At 65.0% G+C, this 17,017-nt stretch carries 14 protein-coding genes and 1 tRNA gene; 6 read left to right on the forward strand and 9 right to left on the reverse strand.

Annotation, left to right across the window (positions count from 1 at the left end):
* Nucleotides 1-36: 36 nt before the first annotated feature.
* The gene (locus CK489_RS32060; protein ID WP_095735108.1) at nt 37-1,242 is read left to right on the forward strand and encodes an ABC transporter substrate-binding protein; all 1,206 of its coding nucleotides are present in this window, start codon (nt 37-39) and stop codon (nt 1,240-1,242) included.
* Nucleotides 1,243-1,317: 75 nt separating this feature from the next.
* Here the strand turns inward: CK489_RS32060 and CK489_RS32065 are convergent.
* Nucleotides 1,318-1,393, reverse strand: a tRNA-Trp gene (locus CK489_RS32065).
* 180 nt (nt 1,394-1,573) lie between these two features.
* Between CK489_RS32065 and CK489_RS32070 the strand changes: the two genes are divergently transcribed.
* The gene (locus CK489_RS32070; RefSeq protein WP_158226526.1) at nt 1,574-2,797 is read left to right on the forward strand and encodes a serine hydrolase domain-containing protein; all 1,224 of its coding nucleotides are present in this window, start codon (nt 1,574-1,576) and stop codon (nt 2,795-2,797) included.
* A gap of 170 nt (nt 2,798-2,967) precedes the next feature.
* Here CK489_RS32070 and CK489_RS32075 read toward each other — a convergent pair whose 3' ends face one another.
* Nucleotides 2,968-3,735, reverse strand: a complete 768-nt coding sequence (locus CK489_RS32075) for an SDR family NAD(P)-dependent oxidoreductase (protein ID WP_050625725.1) — start codon at nt 3,733-3,735, stop codon at nt 2,968-2,970.
* 74 nt (nt 3,736-3,809) lie between these two features.
* Entirely contained in the window at nt 3,810-4,517 is a 708-nt protein-coding gene (locus CK489_RS32080; RefSeq protein WP_095735110.1) for a histidine phosphatase family protein, read from the reverse strand.
* A 139-nt stretch (nt 4,518-4,656) separates the two neighbouring features.
* On the opposite strand from CK489_RS32080, the gene CK489_RS32085 reads away from it, so the two are divergent.
* Complete coding sequence (locus CK489_RS32085) at nt 4,657-5,442, forward strand: SDR family NAD(P)-dependent oxidoreductase (RefSeq protein WP_095735111.1); 786 nt, start codon at nt 4,657-4,659, stop codon at nt 5,440-5,442.
* A gap of 607 nt (nt 5,443-6,049) precedes the next feature.
* A complete protein-coding gene (gene argE / locus CK489_RS32090; RefSeq protein WP_095735112.1) occupies nt 6,050-7,219 on the forward strand; it encodes an acetylornithine deacetylase in 1,170 nt (389 codons plus the stop codon).
* 91 nt (nt 7,220-7,310) lie between these two features.
* On the opposite strand, the gene CK489_RS32095 is transcribed toward argE, so the two are convergent.
* The 3 genes from CK489_RS32095 to CK489_RS32105 all read right to left on the reverse strand — a co-directional run bounded on the left by CK489_RS32095 (nt 7,311) and on the right by CK489_RS32105 (nt 10,804).
* Nucleotides 7,311-8,225 carry a DMT family transporter gene (locus CK489_RS32095; RefSeq protein WP_095735113.1) on the reverse strand — a complete coding sequence of 305 codons (915 nt, stop codon included), beginning with the start codon at nt 8,223-8,225 and terminating at the stop codon, nt 7,311-7,313.
* Between the two features lie 154 nt (nt 8,226-8,379).
* The gene (locus CK489_RS32100) at nt 8,380-9,438 is read right to left on the reverse strand and encodes a phosphotransferase family protein (RefSeq protein WP_095735114.1); all 1,059 of its coding nucleotides are present in this window, start codon (nt 9,436-9,438) and stop codon (nt 8,380-8,382) included.
* A 133-nt stretch (nt 9,439-9,571) separates the two neighbouring features.
* Nucleotides 9,572-10,804, reverse strand: coding sequence for an acyl-CoA dehydrogenase family protein (locus tag CK489_RS32105; RefSeq protein ID WP_050625719.1), 1,233 nt, complete (start codon nt 10,802-10,804; stop codon nt 9,572-9,574).
* Nucleotides 10,805-11,080: 276 nt separating this feature from the next.
* On the opposite strand from CK489_RS32105, the gene CK489_RS32110 reads away from it, so the two are divergent.
* Complete coding sequence (locus CK489_RS32110; RefSeq protein WP_095735115.1) at nt 11,081-11,770, forward strand: TetR/AcrR family transcriptional regulator; 690 nt, start codon at nt 11,081-11,083, stop codon at nt 11,768-11,770.
* A 134-nt stretch (nt 11,771-11,904) separates the two neighbouring features.
* On the opposite strand, the gene CK489_RS32115 is transcribed toward CK489_RS32110, so the two are convergent.
* Together CK489_RS32115 and CK489_RS32120 are read right to left on the reverse strand one after the other, a co-directional pair.
* Complete coding sequence (locus tag CK489_RS32115; protein WP_095735116.1) at nt 11,905-12,300, reverse strand: RidA family protein; 396 nt, start codon at nt 12,298-12,300, stop codon at nt 11,905-11,907.
* Between the two features lie 272 nt (nt 12,301-12,572).
* A complete protein-coding gene (locus CK489_RS32120; protein WP_095735117.1) occupies nt 12,573-13,799 on the reverse strand; it encodes a CaiB/BaiF CoA transferase family protein in 1,227 nt (408 codons plus the stop codon).
* Between the two features lie 284 nt (nt 13,800-14,083).
* On the opposite strand from CK489_RS32120, the gene CK489_RS32125 reads away from it, so the two are divergent.
* Entirely contained in the window at nt 14,084-14,323 is a 240-nt protein-coding gene (locus tag CK489_RS32125; RefSeq protein WP_095735118.1) for a hypothetical protein, read from the forward strand.
* Nucleotides 14,324-14,345: 22 nt separating this feature from the next.
* On the opposite strand, the gene CK489_RS32130 is transcribed toward CK489_RS32125, so the two are convergent.
* Nucleotides 14,346-17,012 carry a nitrate reductase gene (locus CK489_RS32130; RefSeq protein ID WP_095735119.1) on the reverse strand — a complete coding sequence of 889 codons (2,667 nt, stop codon included), beginning with the start codon at nt 17,010-17,012 and terminating at the stop codon, nt 14,346-14,348.
* Between the last annotated feature and the right edge of the window lie 5 nt (nt 17,013-17,017).

Below are 17,017 nucleotides of genomic sequence, written 5' to 3' on the forward strand. Positions count from 1 at the left end.
ACAAACATATAAGAACGTCCGGGGAGGCACATCATCATGAGATCCATCGCCACGAGTCTGTCCGCGGCCGGCCTGCTTGCCGCAGTGCTGGCGGGGCCCGCGCTCGCGCAACAGACCCCGCTCAAGATCGGTGTGCTGACCGATTTCCAGTCGGTCTATTCGGACATCGGCGGCGCCGGGAATGTCGAAGCCACCAAGATGGCGATCGAGGAGTTCGGCGGCTCGATGTTCGGCAAGCCGATCGAGCTCGTCACCGCCGACGCCCTCAACAAGGCCGACGTCGCCGCCACCATCACCCGCAAATGGTACGAGGCTGAGAACGTCGACATGATCATCGACATGCCGACCTCGGCGACCGCGCTCGCCGGCATGGAGATGTCGAAGCAGTTCGAGAAGATCATGATCGTGACGGATGCTGCGAGCTCCGACATCACCGGCAAGTCCTGCTCGCCCTACACGCTGCACTGGACCTACGATACCTACGCCAACGCCCACACCGTCGGCAGCGCGATCGTGAAGAACGGGGGCGACAGCTGGTTCTTCATCACCGCCGACTACGTGTTCGGCCACTCGATCGAGCGCGACACCGGCGACGTGGTCCGCGCCGCCGGCGGCAAGGTGCTCGGCAGCGCCCGGCACCCGCTTAACACGCCGGACTTCTCCTCCTTCCTGCTGCAGGCGCAGTCGTCGAAGGCGAAGATCGTCGGCCTCGCCAATGGCGGCGGCGACACCATCAACGCGATCAAGCAAGCCGCCGAATTCGGCATCGTCGCGGGCGGGCAGAACCTCGCCGGCATCGTGATGTTCATCTCCGACATCCACAGCCTCGGTCTGAAGCTCGCACAGGGCCTGATTATCACCGAGGCCTACTATTGGGACCTCAACGACCGCACCCGCGCCTTCGGCAAGCGCTTCTTCGAGCGCATGAAGCGGATGCCGACCATGAACCAGGCCGCGACCTACAGCGCCACCCTGCACTACCTCAACGCGGTCAAGGCCGCCGGCACCAAGGAGACCAAGCCCGTGCTGGCGAAGATGCGCGCCACCCCGGTGCGTGACGCCTTCACCGACAATGGCGTGGTGCGCGAGGACGGCCGCATGGTGCACTCGATGTTCCTGTTCGAGGTCAAGAAGCCCGAGGAATCGAAGGCGCCGTGGGATTACTACAAGGTGCTCGCCGAGGTGCCCGGCGACCAGGCGTTCCGGCCGCTCAAGGACGGTGGCTGCCCGCTGATCAAGTGAGTGAAATGATCATGGCCGGGGTCCAGGACCTCGGCCAAGGCATTCAAACTGTTGGCTAAAAGCTGGCGGGAAAGCTGGCAGGAGTGGCAGGGCTCGAACCTGCGACCCCCGGTTTTGGAGACCGGTGCTCTACCAATTGAGCTACACTCCTGCAGGGAACCAGCGTCGCCGCCGGTTCGCGCCGTTTCAAGCACAGGGCATGGCCGGTTTGCAAGGGCGAAGCAGCGAAGCTTCTGTTCATTGCAAAACTTCTGCGTCAGACTTCGGCCATTACCCGAAGATCACGCCACGTCGGCACCTCGCCGCAAGAATCAAGAACCAGGGAGAGACCATGAACGCCCAGACCGCCACCAAGCACGCCGCCGGCCCAACCACCCCGTCCCTTCCCCTCGCCAAGCCCGAATCGATCGGGCTGTCGAGCGCGCGGCTGCAGGCGCTGTCCGACACCTTCAAGCGCGAGGTCGACAAGGGAACCGCGCCCGGCTTCACGGTGCTGGTGGCACGGCGCGGCCAGATCGGCTGGTTCGACGCGATCGGCCGGCAGAGCCCGACCGCCGCGGCGCCGATGACGCATGACACGATCTTCCGCATCTTCTCGATGACCAAGCCGATCGTCTCGGTCGGCATCATGCAGCTGCTGGAGGACGGCCACTTCCTGCTCAACGACCCCGTCGCGAAGTTCATCCCCGAATTCGCCGAGACCAAGGTCGGCGTCGAACGCGACGGCAAGCTCGAGCTGGTCCCCGTGCAGCGGCAGATGACCATCCAGGACCTGCTGCGCCACACGTCGGGTTTAACGTATGACCACACCGGCAACGGCCCGGTGCAGGAGCTCTACAAGCAGTCTCGGCTGCGCAGCCGCAAGATCACTAATGCCGAGCACGCCACCATGCTCGCCGGCATGCCGCTGGTCTGCCAGCCCGGCGCCGAGTGGAATTACAGCCGCTCCACCGACATCCTCGGCCGCATCATCGAAGTCGTCAGCGGCAAGACGCTCGGCGAGTTCCTCACTGAGCGCATCCTCTCACCGCTGCAGATGAACGAGACCGCCTTCCACACCGCCGAAGCCAATGCCGGCCGGCTCGCCGAGGCGTTTGCGAACGATCCCTGGACCAATGAGAAGGTGCAGCTGTTCAACATGCTGGAGAAGCCGGCGATGGAATCCGGCGGCGGCGGCCTGGTGTCGACCACGATGGACTATGCCCGCTTCGCGCAGATGCTGCTCAACGGCGGCTCACTCGACGGCATCAGGATCATCGGCCGCAAGACGCTCGAATTCATGGCGTCCGATCACCTCGGCGCCGGCGTCAAGGTGCAGGGCACGCTGGTGTCGCCCGGCCACAGCTTCGGCCTCGGCTTCGCCGTGCGCATGCAGCAGGGCATCGCGCCGTTCTCCGGCTCGGTCGGCCAATACTTCTGGAGCGGCATGGCCGGCACGTTCTTCTGGATCGATCCGCGCGAAGACCTGATCGCGGTCTTCATGATGCAGGGCCCCGGCCAGCGCGAATACACCCGCTCGCTGGTGCGCAACGGGGTGTATGCGGCGGTGGAGTAAGGCGCGCACGCCTCCCTCCCCATCCAACACTGTCATGCCCCGCGCAGGCGGGGCATCCAGTACGCCGCGCCCCATCGGCTCAATAACGACTGCCTCTGGAATACTGGATCACCCGCTTTCGCGGGTGATGACAGTTGAGTGTGTGGCGCGTCCCTCGCGCCAAGCGCGCCTCAGCTGATGGTCGCGCCGCCGTCGATCACGATGGTCTGGCCGGTCATGAAGTCACCGGCGCGCGAGCCCATCATCACGGCCGCGCCCGCGATCTCGTCCGGCACGCCGATCCGGAGCAGCGGCGAGCGCGCGGTCGAGGCCTTCAGATTGTCCGGATTGTCCCACAGCGCCTTGGCGAAGTCGGTCTTGATCAGGCCGGGCGCGATGCAGTTCACGCGGATATTGTGCTTGCCGTATTCGCAGGCGAGGTTGCGTGCCAGCTGCATGTCGGCGGCCTTCGAGATCGCATAGGCGCCGAGGATGGTCGAGCCCTTCAACCCGCCGATCGACGACACGATGATGATGGAGCCGTCCTTGCGCTCGATCATCTGCGGCACCACCATCGAGATCAGCCAGTTGTTGGCGACGATATTGTTGTCGAGGATCTTGCGGAACTGATCGTCGGAGATGCCGGCGAGCGGGCCGTAGTACGGGTTCGACGCCGCGTTGCAGACCAGCACGTCGATCTTGCCGAAGGCGCGGTTGCTCTCGTCGACCAGGTTCTGCAGGTTTTCCTTCGACGAGATATTCGCTGCGATCGCAACCGCGGTGCCCTTGCCGTAGCTGGCGTTGATCTCCTTCGCCACCTCCTCGCAAACGTCGGCCTTGCGCGAGGAGATCACGACCTTGGCGCCGTGCTCGGCCATCCGCTCGGCGATTGCGCGTCCGATGCCGCGCGTCGAGCCGGTGATGACGGCGACTTTTCCCTTCATGTCGAACAAGGTCATGGTTCTCTCCCTGATGTAAGGTGTTTGAATTCTGCGTCGAGCTTAGGCAGTGGCGCGGTGTAGCGATAGCGCGATCACGCAAGCTTGCTCGCCGGCCTGACTTCGGGTCCGGCCGGCTGATGCATCGCGGCGTGACGGGGATCGGCAATCCACGGCTGCTGATTGACCATCGGCAACCGCCACATCGACAGGCCGGGCGCCGCAATGTGATCGAGCCGCGTCACCGAGACATTGTCGATGTCGAAGGACAGGCCCCGATCCGGCTGGCCGCCGAGCGCGAGACCGATCGCGGCCTTGATCACGCCGCCATGGCCGGCGGCGATCACATCCCTGCCCGCCTCCGCGGCCGTGATGCGCACGATAGTGCGGCAAACGCGGGTGTAGAGATCCATGAAGCTCTCGCCGCCGGGCGCGGGTTCGTTGACGTCGGAGAACCAGGCGCTGCCCGGCGGTCGGCTGGCGAGAATCGCTGCGCGGTTCATGCCCTGCCACCGGCCGAGATGCTGCTCGGCGAAGTCGCGTTCATGCGTCATGCTTTCGGGCTTCGGATAACCGGCGGCCCAGATCGCTTCAGCGGTCTTGTGCGTGCGCTTGAGATTGCTCGAATACCAGACAGCATCGCGGGGCAGCATCTTGGCGACCGCCTCGAACACTTCGACATCGCCGGTGTCGCAGTCGATGTCCTCCTGCCCGTAGATGTTGCCACCGTCGCTGCGCACCGGCGCGTGGCGAACCCACCACCAGCGCGTCACCGTCACCTTAGGCTTGTCTGGATTGGACATCGGATGAGCCCTTCAATACTGTCCCGTCACGCTGTACGTCACGCCGCACATCGTCTCAAGTGCTTCTGACGTTTGAAATTTTGTTTGAATTCCGTCCCGCGGCAGGCGTGCCACGGATCATGTGAACAGGGAGAAAATCATGGGCCGCCTCGAAGGCAAATCCGTCATCATCACCGGCGCCGGCAGCGGTATCGGCCGCGCGGCGTCGCTGCTGTTCACCCGGGAAGGCGCCAAGCTGATCGCGGTCGATCGTACCGATGGCGTGAACGAGACTGCCAAGCTGGTGCGCGATGCCGGCGGCACGGTCGAAGCCGTCACTGCGGATGCCGGATCGGAGAGCGACGTGAAGGCCTTCATCGACAAGGCCGTCGCCAAATACGGCAAGCTCGATGCGATCTGGGCCAATGCCGGCGTCAGCGGCGGCCTCGTTCCGCTCGCCGACCAGACTCCGGAACATTGGCAGGAGGTGCTGCGCGTCAATCTGATCGGCCCGTTCCTCGCGATCAAGCATTCGATTCCGTACATGACCAAGCAAGGCTTCGGCTCGATCATCTGCACCGCATCCGTGGCGGGCCTGAAGGCCGGCGCCAGCGGACATCCCTACGGCGCGAGCAAGGCCGGCGTCATCAGCCTGGTGCAGACCACCGCTTATTCGCTCTCCGGCACCGGCGTGCGCATCAACGCGGTCTGCCCCGGCCTGATCGAGACCGGCATGACCAAGCCGGTGTTCGATCGCGCCAAGGAGCGCGGCACCCAGGACAAGATCGGCCAGCTCAATCCGCTGAAGCGCCCCGGCCAGCCGCACGAGCTCGCCGCGATGGGCCTGTTCCTGGCAAGCGACGAGGCGTCTTACGTTAATGGCCAGGCCATCCCGGTCGACGGCGGTCTGACGGCGTCGATGCCGTATACGGGCAAGCCGATTTAGCAACGGTGCTCGCCGTTCGCGGAACGGATGAGGTTCGCGATGGCGCGATGACAGCGCCACATCCACCACTGTCGTCCCGGCGAAGGCCGGGACCCATACGCCGCGGCAGGTGTGGTGGAAGGGACTCGTCGTTACAGTATCGTTCAATAATGACCATTCGTGGTTATGGGTCCCTGCTTTCGCAGGGACGACGATGAGGATGGTTTTCGATTCAATCACGCGGCGTCATCACCCGCGAAAGCGGGTGAGCGAGTATTCCAGAGGCAGCAGTGCTTGAGCCGCGAGGCCGCGGCGTACTGGATCGCCCGGTCGAGCCGGGCGATGACGCCGGAGTGGTAAGCAACACTTCCCGCGCGTCGTCCTGGCGAAAGCCAGGACCCATAACCACCGCATCTGGTGATGGGCGGGATCGCGGCCCCAGCATCGCGCAGCAACTGAGATTTGGGATAATGGGTCCTGGCTGTCGCCAGGACGACACGGAATGTTTGGCGCGGCTTGTGAGTCTTACGGACCGGACAACCCACTCGCCCGGGACGACGGGCTTCTTTTCCCTTTCATGCTTTCGTTGTTATGGTCCGGGGATCCATTCTCGCCAGTGACCCAATTCATGCAAAATCAACGTCCCGACCGTATCCGCAAGCTATTGGCCGACCTCGTCGCCTTCGACACGATCAGCGACCGCAGCAATTTGCCGCTGATCGACTACATCGAGCGCTATCTCGCCTCGCTCGGCGTCAGCAGCCAGCGCATCGTCGATGACACCGGGCAGAAGTCCTCGCTGTGGGTCACGATCGGCCCGCAAGACAAGGCAGGCCTGGTTCTGTCGGGGCATACCGACGTCGTGCCGGTCGCAGGACAGGACTGGACCCACAATCCGTTCGAATTGGTCGAGCGCGACGGGAAGCTGTACGGTCGCGGCACCACCGACATGAAGGGTTTTGTCGCGGTCTGTCTCGCCATGGTGCCGGAGATGGTCGACGCCGGCCTGAAGACACCGATCCATCTTGCGATCTCGTATGACGAGGAGATCGGCTGCGTCGGCGTCCGCCCGATGCTGCGCGAGGTCGCGCGCAAGCCGGTCAGACCGCTCGGCTGCTTCGTCGGCGAGCCGACCCGGATGCAGGTGATCATCGGCCACAAGGGCAAGCACGGCGTGCGCGCCACGTTCCGCGGGCTCGCCCGCCATTCCTCGATCGCGCCCGACGGGGTGAACGCGATCGAGTATGCGGCCGACCTGATCACCGAGATCCGCCGTCGCGCCGAACAGCTCGCGGCCAAGCGCGAGCGCGACAGTCTCTACGACGTGCCCCACTCCACGCTGCTGACCAGCGTCGTGCACGGCGGCGCCGCGCTGAACATCGTGCCCGATCACTGCGCGGTCGACTTCGAGTGCCGCGGCATCGGCATCACGGAGTCGCGCGAGGTCACCGATGCGATCATCGCCTGGGCCAAGGCCGAGATCGAACCGAAGATGCGCGCGCGCCACCCGGACTGCGGCATCGATTTCGAGGAAATCCTCGATTACCCTGCGCTCGACACCGCCGCGGACGCGCCGATCGTTACGCTCGCCAAGCAGTTTGCCGGCCGCAACGACCACGCCAAGGTCGCCTTCGGCACGGAGGCGAGCCTGTTCACCAGCATGGCGGACGTGCCGTCGGTCGTGGTCGGCCCCGGCGCAATCGCACAGGCACACACGCCGGACGAGTTCGTCGAGATGTCGCAGCTCGAGGCCTGCGGGGATTTCGTCGCGCGGCTGATCGCGCATTGCGCGAAGTGACGCCGCGAACGACTGGTAGGATGGGTAGAACCAATGGGTCCGCGCAAGCGCGGCCCCGTTGGCTCCACCCATCCTACAGATCATGGATAGATCACAACCCGTCCGGCGGCAGGCCCGGCCCGGTCGCGGCGGGACGGAGCTTGTCGCGCTTGCGCTCGCGGTAGAAGGCGTAGAGGCCGGAAGCGACGATGATTGCGGCACCCGCGAGCATCGCACCGTCGGGCTTGTGGCCGAAGGTGAGATAGCCTGTCAGCATCGCCCACAGCAGCGCGGTGTAGCGGAACGGCGCCACCGCCGAGATGTCGCCGGTGCGCAGCGACACGATGATGCATTGATAGCCGATCAGGATCAGCACCGCTGCGAATGTGAGCAGGCCGAGCGCCTGACCGGACGGCGGCCGCCAGCCGCCGAGCGGCACCAGCACGGCGGCGCCCGCGGTCGTCACCGTCACGGTCGTCAGCAGCGTGATGAACACGGTCGGCAGGTTCTTCGGGATGCGCCGGGTCGCGAGATCGCGCACCGCGCAGAAGCCGACCGACGCCAGCGCCAGCAGCGCGGCCTGGCTAAAGCCTTCGGCGCCGGGCCGGACGATGACCAGCACGCCGAGGAAGCCGGCCGCGATCGCAAGCCAGCGCCGCCAGCCGACCGGCTCGCCGAACACCAGCGCAGCGCCCAATGTGATGACCAGCGGCAGCGCCTGGAAGATCGCCGAGGCGTTGGCGAGTGGAATCTGTGCGATCGCCGAAAGATAGGTCAGCGTGCCCCCGATCTCGCCGATCACGCGCAATCCGACCGGCCAGATCAACAGCGCACTGAAGCTGCGCAGCGCGTCGCGGTACCAGGCCAGTGCGGCGACCAGCACCATCGCGACCAGACCGCGGACCAGCAGGATCTCCCCGATGTTGAGCTCCGCCGAAACCGCCTTGGTGATGGTGTCGTTGGCCGTGAAGGCGGCCATGGCCGCAGCCATGAACAGGCTGCCGCGAAGGTTCGAGGAAAGGGGCAAGATGAAATTGTCCGATCAGGACCAGGGCGGGCGTTGACCGGACTGACTTGCCAAAGCGGCGCTGCCAACTCAAGTCACAGATGGCTACAGTGTGGAAACATGCCGCACTACGCAGAAGCGGCGCGAACCCCGGGGAACGCGCCGCATTTTCGGATCAGATCGCGCCGGCCTTCTGCGCGTATTCCCATGACGCCTTCGACAGCGGCACGGTGCGCGCGGCCGACTCGAGGGCCTTGGCATTGGCGGCGGTGCCGTCGCGGACGCGGCCAGCGATGCCCTGCGTGATGCCGGCGAGGCGGAACAGATTGTAGGAGAAGTACCAGTTAAGATCCGGCACGGCCATGCCGGTGACGTTGCAATAGATCTGCGCGGCCTCGTCCTGGCTCGGAATGTTCAATGCCTTCAGATCAGCATTGGCGAGGCCCGGCATGGTCCACTGCATCAACAAATAGGTGAAGTCGGCCATGGGATCGCCGAGCGTCGACAATTCCCAGTCCAGCACCGCCTGCACCCGCGGCTCCGTGGCGTGGAAGATCATGTTGTCGAGGCGATAGTCGCCATGCACGACCGAGACGCGCTTCTGCTCCGGCACCGTCTTCGGCAGCCACTCCGCGAGCTTCTCGAACTCCGGAATATGCTGCGTCTCGGACGCGCGATACTGCTTGGTCCAGCGGTCGACCTGGCGCGCAAAATAGTTGCCGGGCTTGCCGAAATCGCCGAGCCCGATCTTTTCGGGATCGAGGACGTGCAGCTTGGCCAGCGTCTCGATCTTGCTGGTGAAGATCTTCCGCCGCGCGTCCGGCTCCTGGCTCGGCAGCGTCGGATCCCAGAACACCCGCCCCTCCTCCATCGACATGATGTAGAAGGCCGAGCCGATCACCGCATCGTCGGTGCACAGCGCGTAGGCTTTCGCGACCGGGAAGTTCTGCTTGCCGAGCGCCGCGATGACGCGGAACTCGCGATCGACCGCATGAGCCGACGGCAACAGCTTACCGAACGGCCGGCGGCGCATCACGTAGTTGCGGCCGGGGGTTTCGAGCTTATAGGTCGGGTTGGACTGGCCACCCTTGAACTGCAGGACCTTGAGCGGACCCTGATAGCCCTCGACGTGTTGCTTCATCCAGGCATCGAGGCTCGCCTCATTGACGCGATGACGCTCCTCGACTTCCCGTGTTCCGGAAAATTCTTCGTCTTTCCTGACGCCGTCCGCCACGATGACGCTCCCTCAACTCAGTTTTTATGGAGCGCCGTGCGACGCTCCCTCAATCAGGCTGGCGCACCAGCCTGATCTCGCTTTTCATTCTGAGCACGATGTGCGCGCGAACGCCATGCGTTCCGCATCATGCTCAGTGCGACGTGTTTGCATACTTCCGAACTTCGAGCCTTGCAATGGCGCGATTGTGCACCTCGTCCGGACCGTCGGCGAGACGAAGCGTGCGGATATGGGCATAGGCCTTCGCGAGCCCGGCATCGTCGGAGACACCGCCGCCACCGAACGCCTGGATCGCCTGGTCGATGATCTTCAGCGCCATGTTGGGCGCTGCGACCTTGATCATTGCGATCTCGGCCTGCGCGGTCTTGTTGCCGACCTTGTCCATCATGTCGGCGGCCTTGAGGCACAAGAGACGATTCATCTCGATGTCGGTGCGGGCCTCGCCGATGCGCTGCTCCCAGACCGAATGCTCGATGATCTTCTTGCCGAACGCGGTGCGCGAGGCGAGCCGCTTCACCATCTTCTCGAGCGCCTCCTCGGCCTGGCCGATGGTGCGCATGCAGTGATGGATGCGGCCCGGGCCGAGACGGCCCTGTGCGATCTCGAAGCCGCGGCCTTCGCCGAGCAGGATGTTTTCCTTCGGCACACGAACGTTTTCGAGCAGCACCTGGGCATGGCCGTGCGGCGCATCGTCGAAGCCGAACACCGGCAGCATCTTCTCGACCTTGATGCCGGGGGTGTCGAGCGGCACCAGGATCTGCGACTGCTGCTGATGCTTGGCGGCGTTGAAGTCGGTCTTGCCCATCAGGATCGCGACCTTGCAGCGCGGGTCGCCGACGCCGGACGACCACCATTTGCGGCCGTTGATGACGTAGTGATCGCCGTCCTTCTCGATGCGGGTCTCGATGTTGGTGGCGTCAGAGGAAGCCACCGCCGGCTCGGTCATCAGGAAGGCGGAGCGGATCTCGCCGTCCATCAGCGGGCGCAGCCATTTGCGCTTCTGTTCCTTGGTGCCGTAGCGGATGAACACTTCCATGTTGCCGGTATCGGGAGCGGAGCAATTGAACACTTCCGACGCCCAGGAGATGTGACCCATCTCCTCCGACAGCAGCGCGTATTCGAGATTGGTCAATCCCGCGCCGTGGAACTCGTCATCCTCATGCGAGGACGGCGGCATGAACATGTTCCAGAGGCCTTCGGCCTTCGCCTTCTTCTTCAGGTCCTCGAGGACCGGGATCACCTTCCAGCGCGGGCCTTCGGCGTCCTGCTTCTCATAGACCGGCACCGCCGGGCGAACATGCGTTTTCATGAAAGCCTGAACGCGCTCCAGCCACTCCTTCTGCTTCGGCGACATCGTGAAATCCATGGGACGCTCCTCGTTTCCTAGACTTGGGCTTTGCCTTTGTGGGCCTTGCCGTTTGGCACCTTGGCCTTTTGGGCCGCATTGTTGACCCCGCCTCCGCGGCTCGCAAGGGCGTTCGCGGAACTGGCGGCGGTGGTGTGCCAGAGCGCCGCCCCGCGATCAGCGGATTGACATTTCCGGCTCTTCAAACGATAGTTTCATACAAATGTTTGAAATGCAACTCCCTGTCGTCTTCGTCATTCCCCGGCGCGCCGCGGAATAACGGAAAGGCTCTCAACCATGGCCAGCGACCAGACCCGATCCGCCATTCTCGCCGCCGCCGAGCGGCTCTATGCCGACCGCGGTTTCGGCGACGTCACGCTGCGCGACATCGTCGCGGAAGCGAACGTCAACCTCGCGGCGGTGAACTATCATTTCGGCTCCAAGGACGAATTGATCGCGGAGCTGTTCGTCACCCGCAGCATCCAGACCAACCGCGAACGTCTCAATGAATTGAAGGCGGCGGAGGAAGCCGGCGGCGGCCGCGCCGCGATCGAGGACATCATGCGCGCCCTCGTCGGCCCCACCCTGCGCGGCTGCCTCGGGCCCGATCGCGAGGGCTCGACCGCCGCGCGCTTCATGATCCGCGCGTCGATCGAATCCGTGCCGCCGATCCGCCGCATCAAGAACCGCGAGGTCGATCACTTACGCAAATTCGCTGCCGCGATGCGCCGCGCGATGCCCGGCCGTGACGACACCGAGCTGTATTGGGGGCTGCACTTCGCGCTAGCGATGGCGCACCACACCATCCGCGAGAAGGAACGCCTGCTGCGGCTGTCGGAAGGCAAATGCGACCTCGACGACGTCCACGCCATCATCGATCGCGTGGTCACGGTCTCGGTGATGGCGCTGACGATGGGCGACGTGCCGAGTAAGCCCGCCGCGCGGCCGGTCCTGGTGCACGGCCGGCTGACGCGGCAGGATCTGTAGGGACCCGTCCCTAAACGCGATGCGATTGGGCTGAACCGCCGTCGCGCTCTAGCTCATGGTTTGAGCATGATCCCCGCGCTAGCGCCTTGCGCTCGTCGCGAGGGAAACCCGCTTCGTACCTTTCCGGATCATGCTCACACCATCGCGATGCAGTCGATCTCGATATCGAATGGTCCGGTCCACTCCGGGATGCAGACGAAGATCCGCGCCGGCAGGTCATCTGCGAAATATTTTCGGTAGATTGTATTGAAGGTCGCGAAGTGCTTGGCCGAGGTGCAGAAGATGTTGCACTTCATCACGTTGTCGAACGACGCGCCGGCGGCTTCCAGGCACTGCCTGAGCTGCTCCATCACGAGCTCGCTCTGCCGCTCGATCGAGGCCCCGGCGGCGATCTCGCCGGTTGCCGGATCGAACGGCGGCAGGCCGGAGACGAAGACCATGTTGCCGGCGCGGGTGACCGCCGATGCCGGCGCCTTCCAGCGCTCCAGCCAGCTGGAGATCGGTTCGACGCGGATCACTTCCCGTTTCATGATTGGCACCTTCGATGAGGGATCGATGGCGCCAAACTAGCAGGCCGGTGTCAATGATGCCTCGATACAGATCGAAGTGTTGTCGTCACCGACGCACTCTATCACCGTCATCCTGAGGAGGCCGCGCAGCGGCCGTCTCGAAGGATCGACGGCCACCGGCCGGGCCTTGCGTCCTTCGAGGCTCGCAGGAGCTCGCACCTCCAGCGACAAAGGCGAAGCCTTTGCGCGGGGATGACGGGGCGGCAGACCGCAATCGGCCGCCTCGAGCACCCCTACAGAATCCCCTGCGCCTTCAGGCCTTCGACCTTGGCCTCGTCATAGCCGATGGTCGCCAGCACGTCCTTGGTGTCGGCGCCCAGTAGCGGCGGCGCGCGGTAGTCGGTGATCGGGGTGCCCGAGAAGGTCAGCGCGTTGCGGATCAGCGACAGGTTCGGCTCGAAGGGATGATCGACCTTGACCCGCATGCCGCGCGACTGCACGTGCGGATCGCTGAACACCTGCTCGAAATTGTTGATCGGGCCCGAGGGTACGCCGGCTTCCTCCAACTTCTCCAGCCAGTAGGCGACTGGCTTCTTCAGGAACAGGCCGGCGAAGATCGCCATGATCTCCTTGCCGTGCACGACGCGGTCGTTGTTCTTGACGAAGCGCTTGTCGTTCGCGAGTTCGGGTTCGCCGAGCACGGCGCAGGTGCGCTGGAACTGGCCGTCATTGCCGACCACCAGCATCAGTTCGCCGTCGGTGCAGCGGAATACGCCGGCCGGCATACCGCCATTGCCCCAGGTGCCGCGGCGCGGCGGCATGGTGCCGTTAACGAGGTAGATCTGCAGCCAGTGCGACAGCGAGGCGATCACCGTGTCGAACAGGCAGACGTCGACATGCTGCCCTTCCCCGTTGTTGGCGTCGCGATGGTACAGCGCCGACAAAATACCGATCGAGGTGTTCATGCCGGTCATGTAGTCGACGATCGAGGGGCCGACCTTCATCGGGCCCGCACCGGGCTCGCCGTCGATATGGCCGGTCACGCTCATCAGGCCGCCCATCGCCTGCAGGATGGCATCATAGCCGGCGCGCGTGGCGTACGGGCCGGTCTGGCCGAAGCCGGTGACCGAGCAATAGATGATGCCGGGATTGAGCTCCTTGATGGTCTCGTAGTCGAGGCCGTAGCGCTTGAGATCGCCGACCTTGTAGTTCTCCATCATCACGTCGACCGACTTGGCGAGCTCGCGGATGATCGCCTGCCCTTCCGGCTTGGCGATGTTGACGGTGACGGACTTCTTGTTGCGGTTGGCGCAGAGATAGAACGAGTTGTTGTTGTTCGCCTTGCCTTCGGGATCACTGAGATAGGGCGGGCCAAAGGCGCGGGCGTCGTCGCCGCCGCCGGGCCGCTCGATCTTGATTACCTCGGCGCCGAGATCCGCCAGCATCTGGGCCGACAGCGGGCCCGCGAGCACCCGCGTCAGGTCGAGAATCTTGATGCCCGAGAGTGGCAGAGCCGACATGAAGCATTCCTCCGATATCTTGCTAAATCTTGATTATCCGGCGCCGGACCGCGTCCCAGCGATGTCTATCGGCGCCAGAGCTTGCCGATACACCATTTTGCTGCCGCGAGCACTGCATTGTCGGCATGAAGCCATCCGCGGGCGGCCTATGTGCGGCGCACCGGACGAGCTCTCCGGGGAACCCGCGGCGGCATCGGCCGATTGCCGCCACGCGAAATTGTGAAGAGGCCTGACCCCGATTTGCCTCAGCACCGGCGGTATTTTACCGCGACGAGGAGGAAACTATGCGGACGATCACGACGGTCGGGCTGCTGCTGATGCTGTTTGCGGCCGCCCCGCCGCCGGCAGATGCGCGCGGCCACGGCCATGGCGGCTTGCACGGCATACATGCCGGCGCGGCACATCGCGGCGGCGGACTGGCCTCCGACAAGCGGCACGGCGACGACGCCTACACCAAGGCGGCCTCCGACGAGGAGGACCGCCTGCTCAACACCAAGCTGAAGAGCATCTGCCGGGGTTGCTAGTCACGCGAGGGAATAACGCAAATCAGGACGCGATCGCCGCCTGCCGCGGCTGCGCGGTGGCGCCGATCAGCTTGCCGATCTCGGGCTTGCAGCCGCCGCAATTGGTCCCGGCCTTCAGGCAGCGGCCGATCGCATCGACGCTGTCGGCGCCCTTCCTGATCTCGGCAGTGATCTGGTGCCGCCCGATGCTGAAGCAGGAGCAGACGATCGGGCCGACATCCTCGCCGCCGCCGAACGGCCGTCCTGCGAGCAGCGACATCCGCGCATTGGCCGACAATTGCTGCTCGGCGAACAGCCCGGTCAGCCAGGCCCGCGACGGCAGCGTGTGATCCGGCGCGATGAACACGCAGCCTTCGAGCCGGCCCTCGCGCACCGCCGCGTAGCGGAAGCGGCCCGCCGCCGGATCGCGATAGGCGATCCATTCGATCTCGACGCCTTCGAGGCCGAGCTGCGCCCTCGCCCAGTCGCGCCAGCTCTCGGGGCGGGTATCGAGCGCGAGCTCCAGCCGGGTGCCATCGCCGGCCTTGCCGTAGACCCAATAGCCCGACGCCGGACGCTTGATCGCATCGCGGCTCAGGATGAAGGCGTGCCATTTCGGCGCGTAGGGATCGGCCTTGACCGGCGTGTGCTTGGACTCCGGCTGGCCGGATAGCGGATCGACCGCCGGATTGACCAGCGCGTTGACGCGGCCCTCACCGGCGAACTCCTCATTCCAGTGCATCGGCACGAACACGCAGCCGCGGCGCTGGTCGGCGGTGATTACGACCCGCGCGATCATCTCGCCCCAGCCAGAGGTCAGCCGCACCAGTCCTTCGTTTTGCAGTCCGGCCTGCCGCACATCCTCGGGATGGAATTCGGCATAGGGCTCGAAGGCATGCGACAGCAGCCGGCCGGTCTTCCCGGTCCGGGTCATGGTGTGCCACTGATCTCTGACACGACCGGTGTTGAGCACCAGCGGAAAGTCTCGGCTGGTCGCGTTGCGTGCCGCACGCGGCATGACCGGCACGAAGCGCGCCTTGCGGTCGGGCGTGAAGAAGGTCTGGCTCTCGAACATCCGCGGCGTGCCGGCGGGATGCTCGGACGTCACCGGCCACTGCACCGGCGCCAGCGCGTCATAACCACGGTCGTCGAGCGCAGCCAGCGCCGAGATATCGAAGTCGCGCTGGCCCTGGTTCTCGAAGCCCGACAATTCGGCGTGCTCGCGGAACACCTCCGCGGCCGACGCGTAGTCGAAGCCGCTGTATCCCATCCGGGTGGCGACGTCGCAGATGATCCGCCAGTCGGCGCGCGCCTCGCCCGGCGCTCCGAGGAATGGCCGCTGCCGCGAGATCCGGCGCTCGGAATTGGTGACGGTGCCGTCCTTCTCGCCCCACGCCAGCGCCGGCAACAGCACGTCGGCATGGCGCGTGGTGTCGGTGTCGCGCATGCAGTCCGTCACCACGACGAGCTCGCAGGCGTCGAGCGCGGCCCGCGCGCGATCGGCATCGGGCAGGCTCACCACCGGATTGGTCGAGATGATCCACACCGCCTTTATGCGGCCGTCGGCGATCGCATCGAACATGTCGACCGCCTTCAGCCCGGCCTTCTCCGCAATGACCGGCGCGCGCCAGAACCGCTGCACCAGCTCGCGATGCGCGGGGTTTTCGATCTCCATATGCGCGGCAAGCTGGTTGGCGAGCCCGCCGACCTCGCGGCCGCCCATCGCGTTGGGCTGGCCAGTCAGCGAGAACGGCCCCATGCCGGGACGGCCGATGCGCCCGGTCAACAAATGGCAATTGATAATGGCGTTGACCTTGTCGACGCCACTCGACGACTGGTTGATGCCTTGCGAGTACAGCGTGACGACGCGCTCGGTCTTCGTGAACCAGTCAAAGAACAATCCGACCGCGCCTTCGGTCAGGCCGCAGGTCGCAGCCGTCTGCGCCAGACTCTGGCCGCCGACCTGCTTGAGCGCGTCGACGACGCCGGTCGTGCAATTGCCGACAAAGCCGCGATCGACCGCATTGCTTCCGGCGAGGAATGCGAACAGCCCGTTGAACAGCACGGAGTCGCTGCCCGAGCGCAGCGGCAGATGCAGATCCGCGCCCTCACAGGTCGCGGTGCGGCGCGGATCGATCACCACGATCTTGCAGGCCGGGTTCTTCTCCTTTGCCGCCAGCATGCGCTGGTGCAGGATCGGATGGCACCAGGCGGCGTTGGAGCCGACCAGCACCAGCAAATCCGCCTGCTCGAGATCCTCGTAGCAGCCCGGCACGGTATCGCTGCCGAACGCGCGCTTGTGCCCGGCCACGCTGGAGGCCATGCACAGCCGCGAATTGGTGTCGATATTGGCGGTGCCGACGAAGCCCTTGGCGAGCTTGTTGATGACGTAATAGTCCTCGGTCAGGAGCTGGCCGGAGACATAGAACGCGACCGCGTCAGGCCCGTGCTCCCGGATGATCCGGCTAAAGCCGTCGGCGACGCGATCGAGCGCGTCGTCCCACGCAGCCGGCTCGCCGTCGACGACCGGCTCGAGCACACGCCCGTCGAGATCGATGGTCTCGGCGAGCGCCGAGCCCTTGCTGCAGAGCCGGCCGAAATTGGCCGGATGCTGCTTGTCGCCTTCGACCTGGACGTTGCCCGCGTCGTCCCTGGACGCGATGACGCCGCAACCGACACCGCAATAAGGACACGTGGTCTTGACCGGCATTGCCT

Origin of the sequence: Bradyrhizobium sp. UFLA03-84 (assembly GCF_002289535.1) — a bacterium.
Lineage (GTDB): Bacteria > Pseudomonadota > Alphaproteobacteria > Rhizobiales > Xanthobacteraceae > Bradyrhizobium > Bradyrhizobium viridifuturi.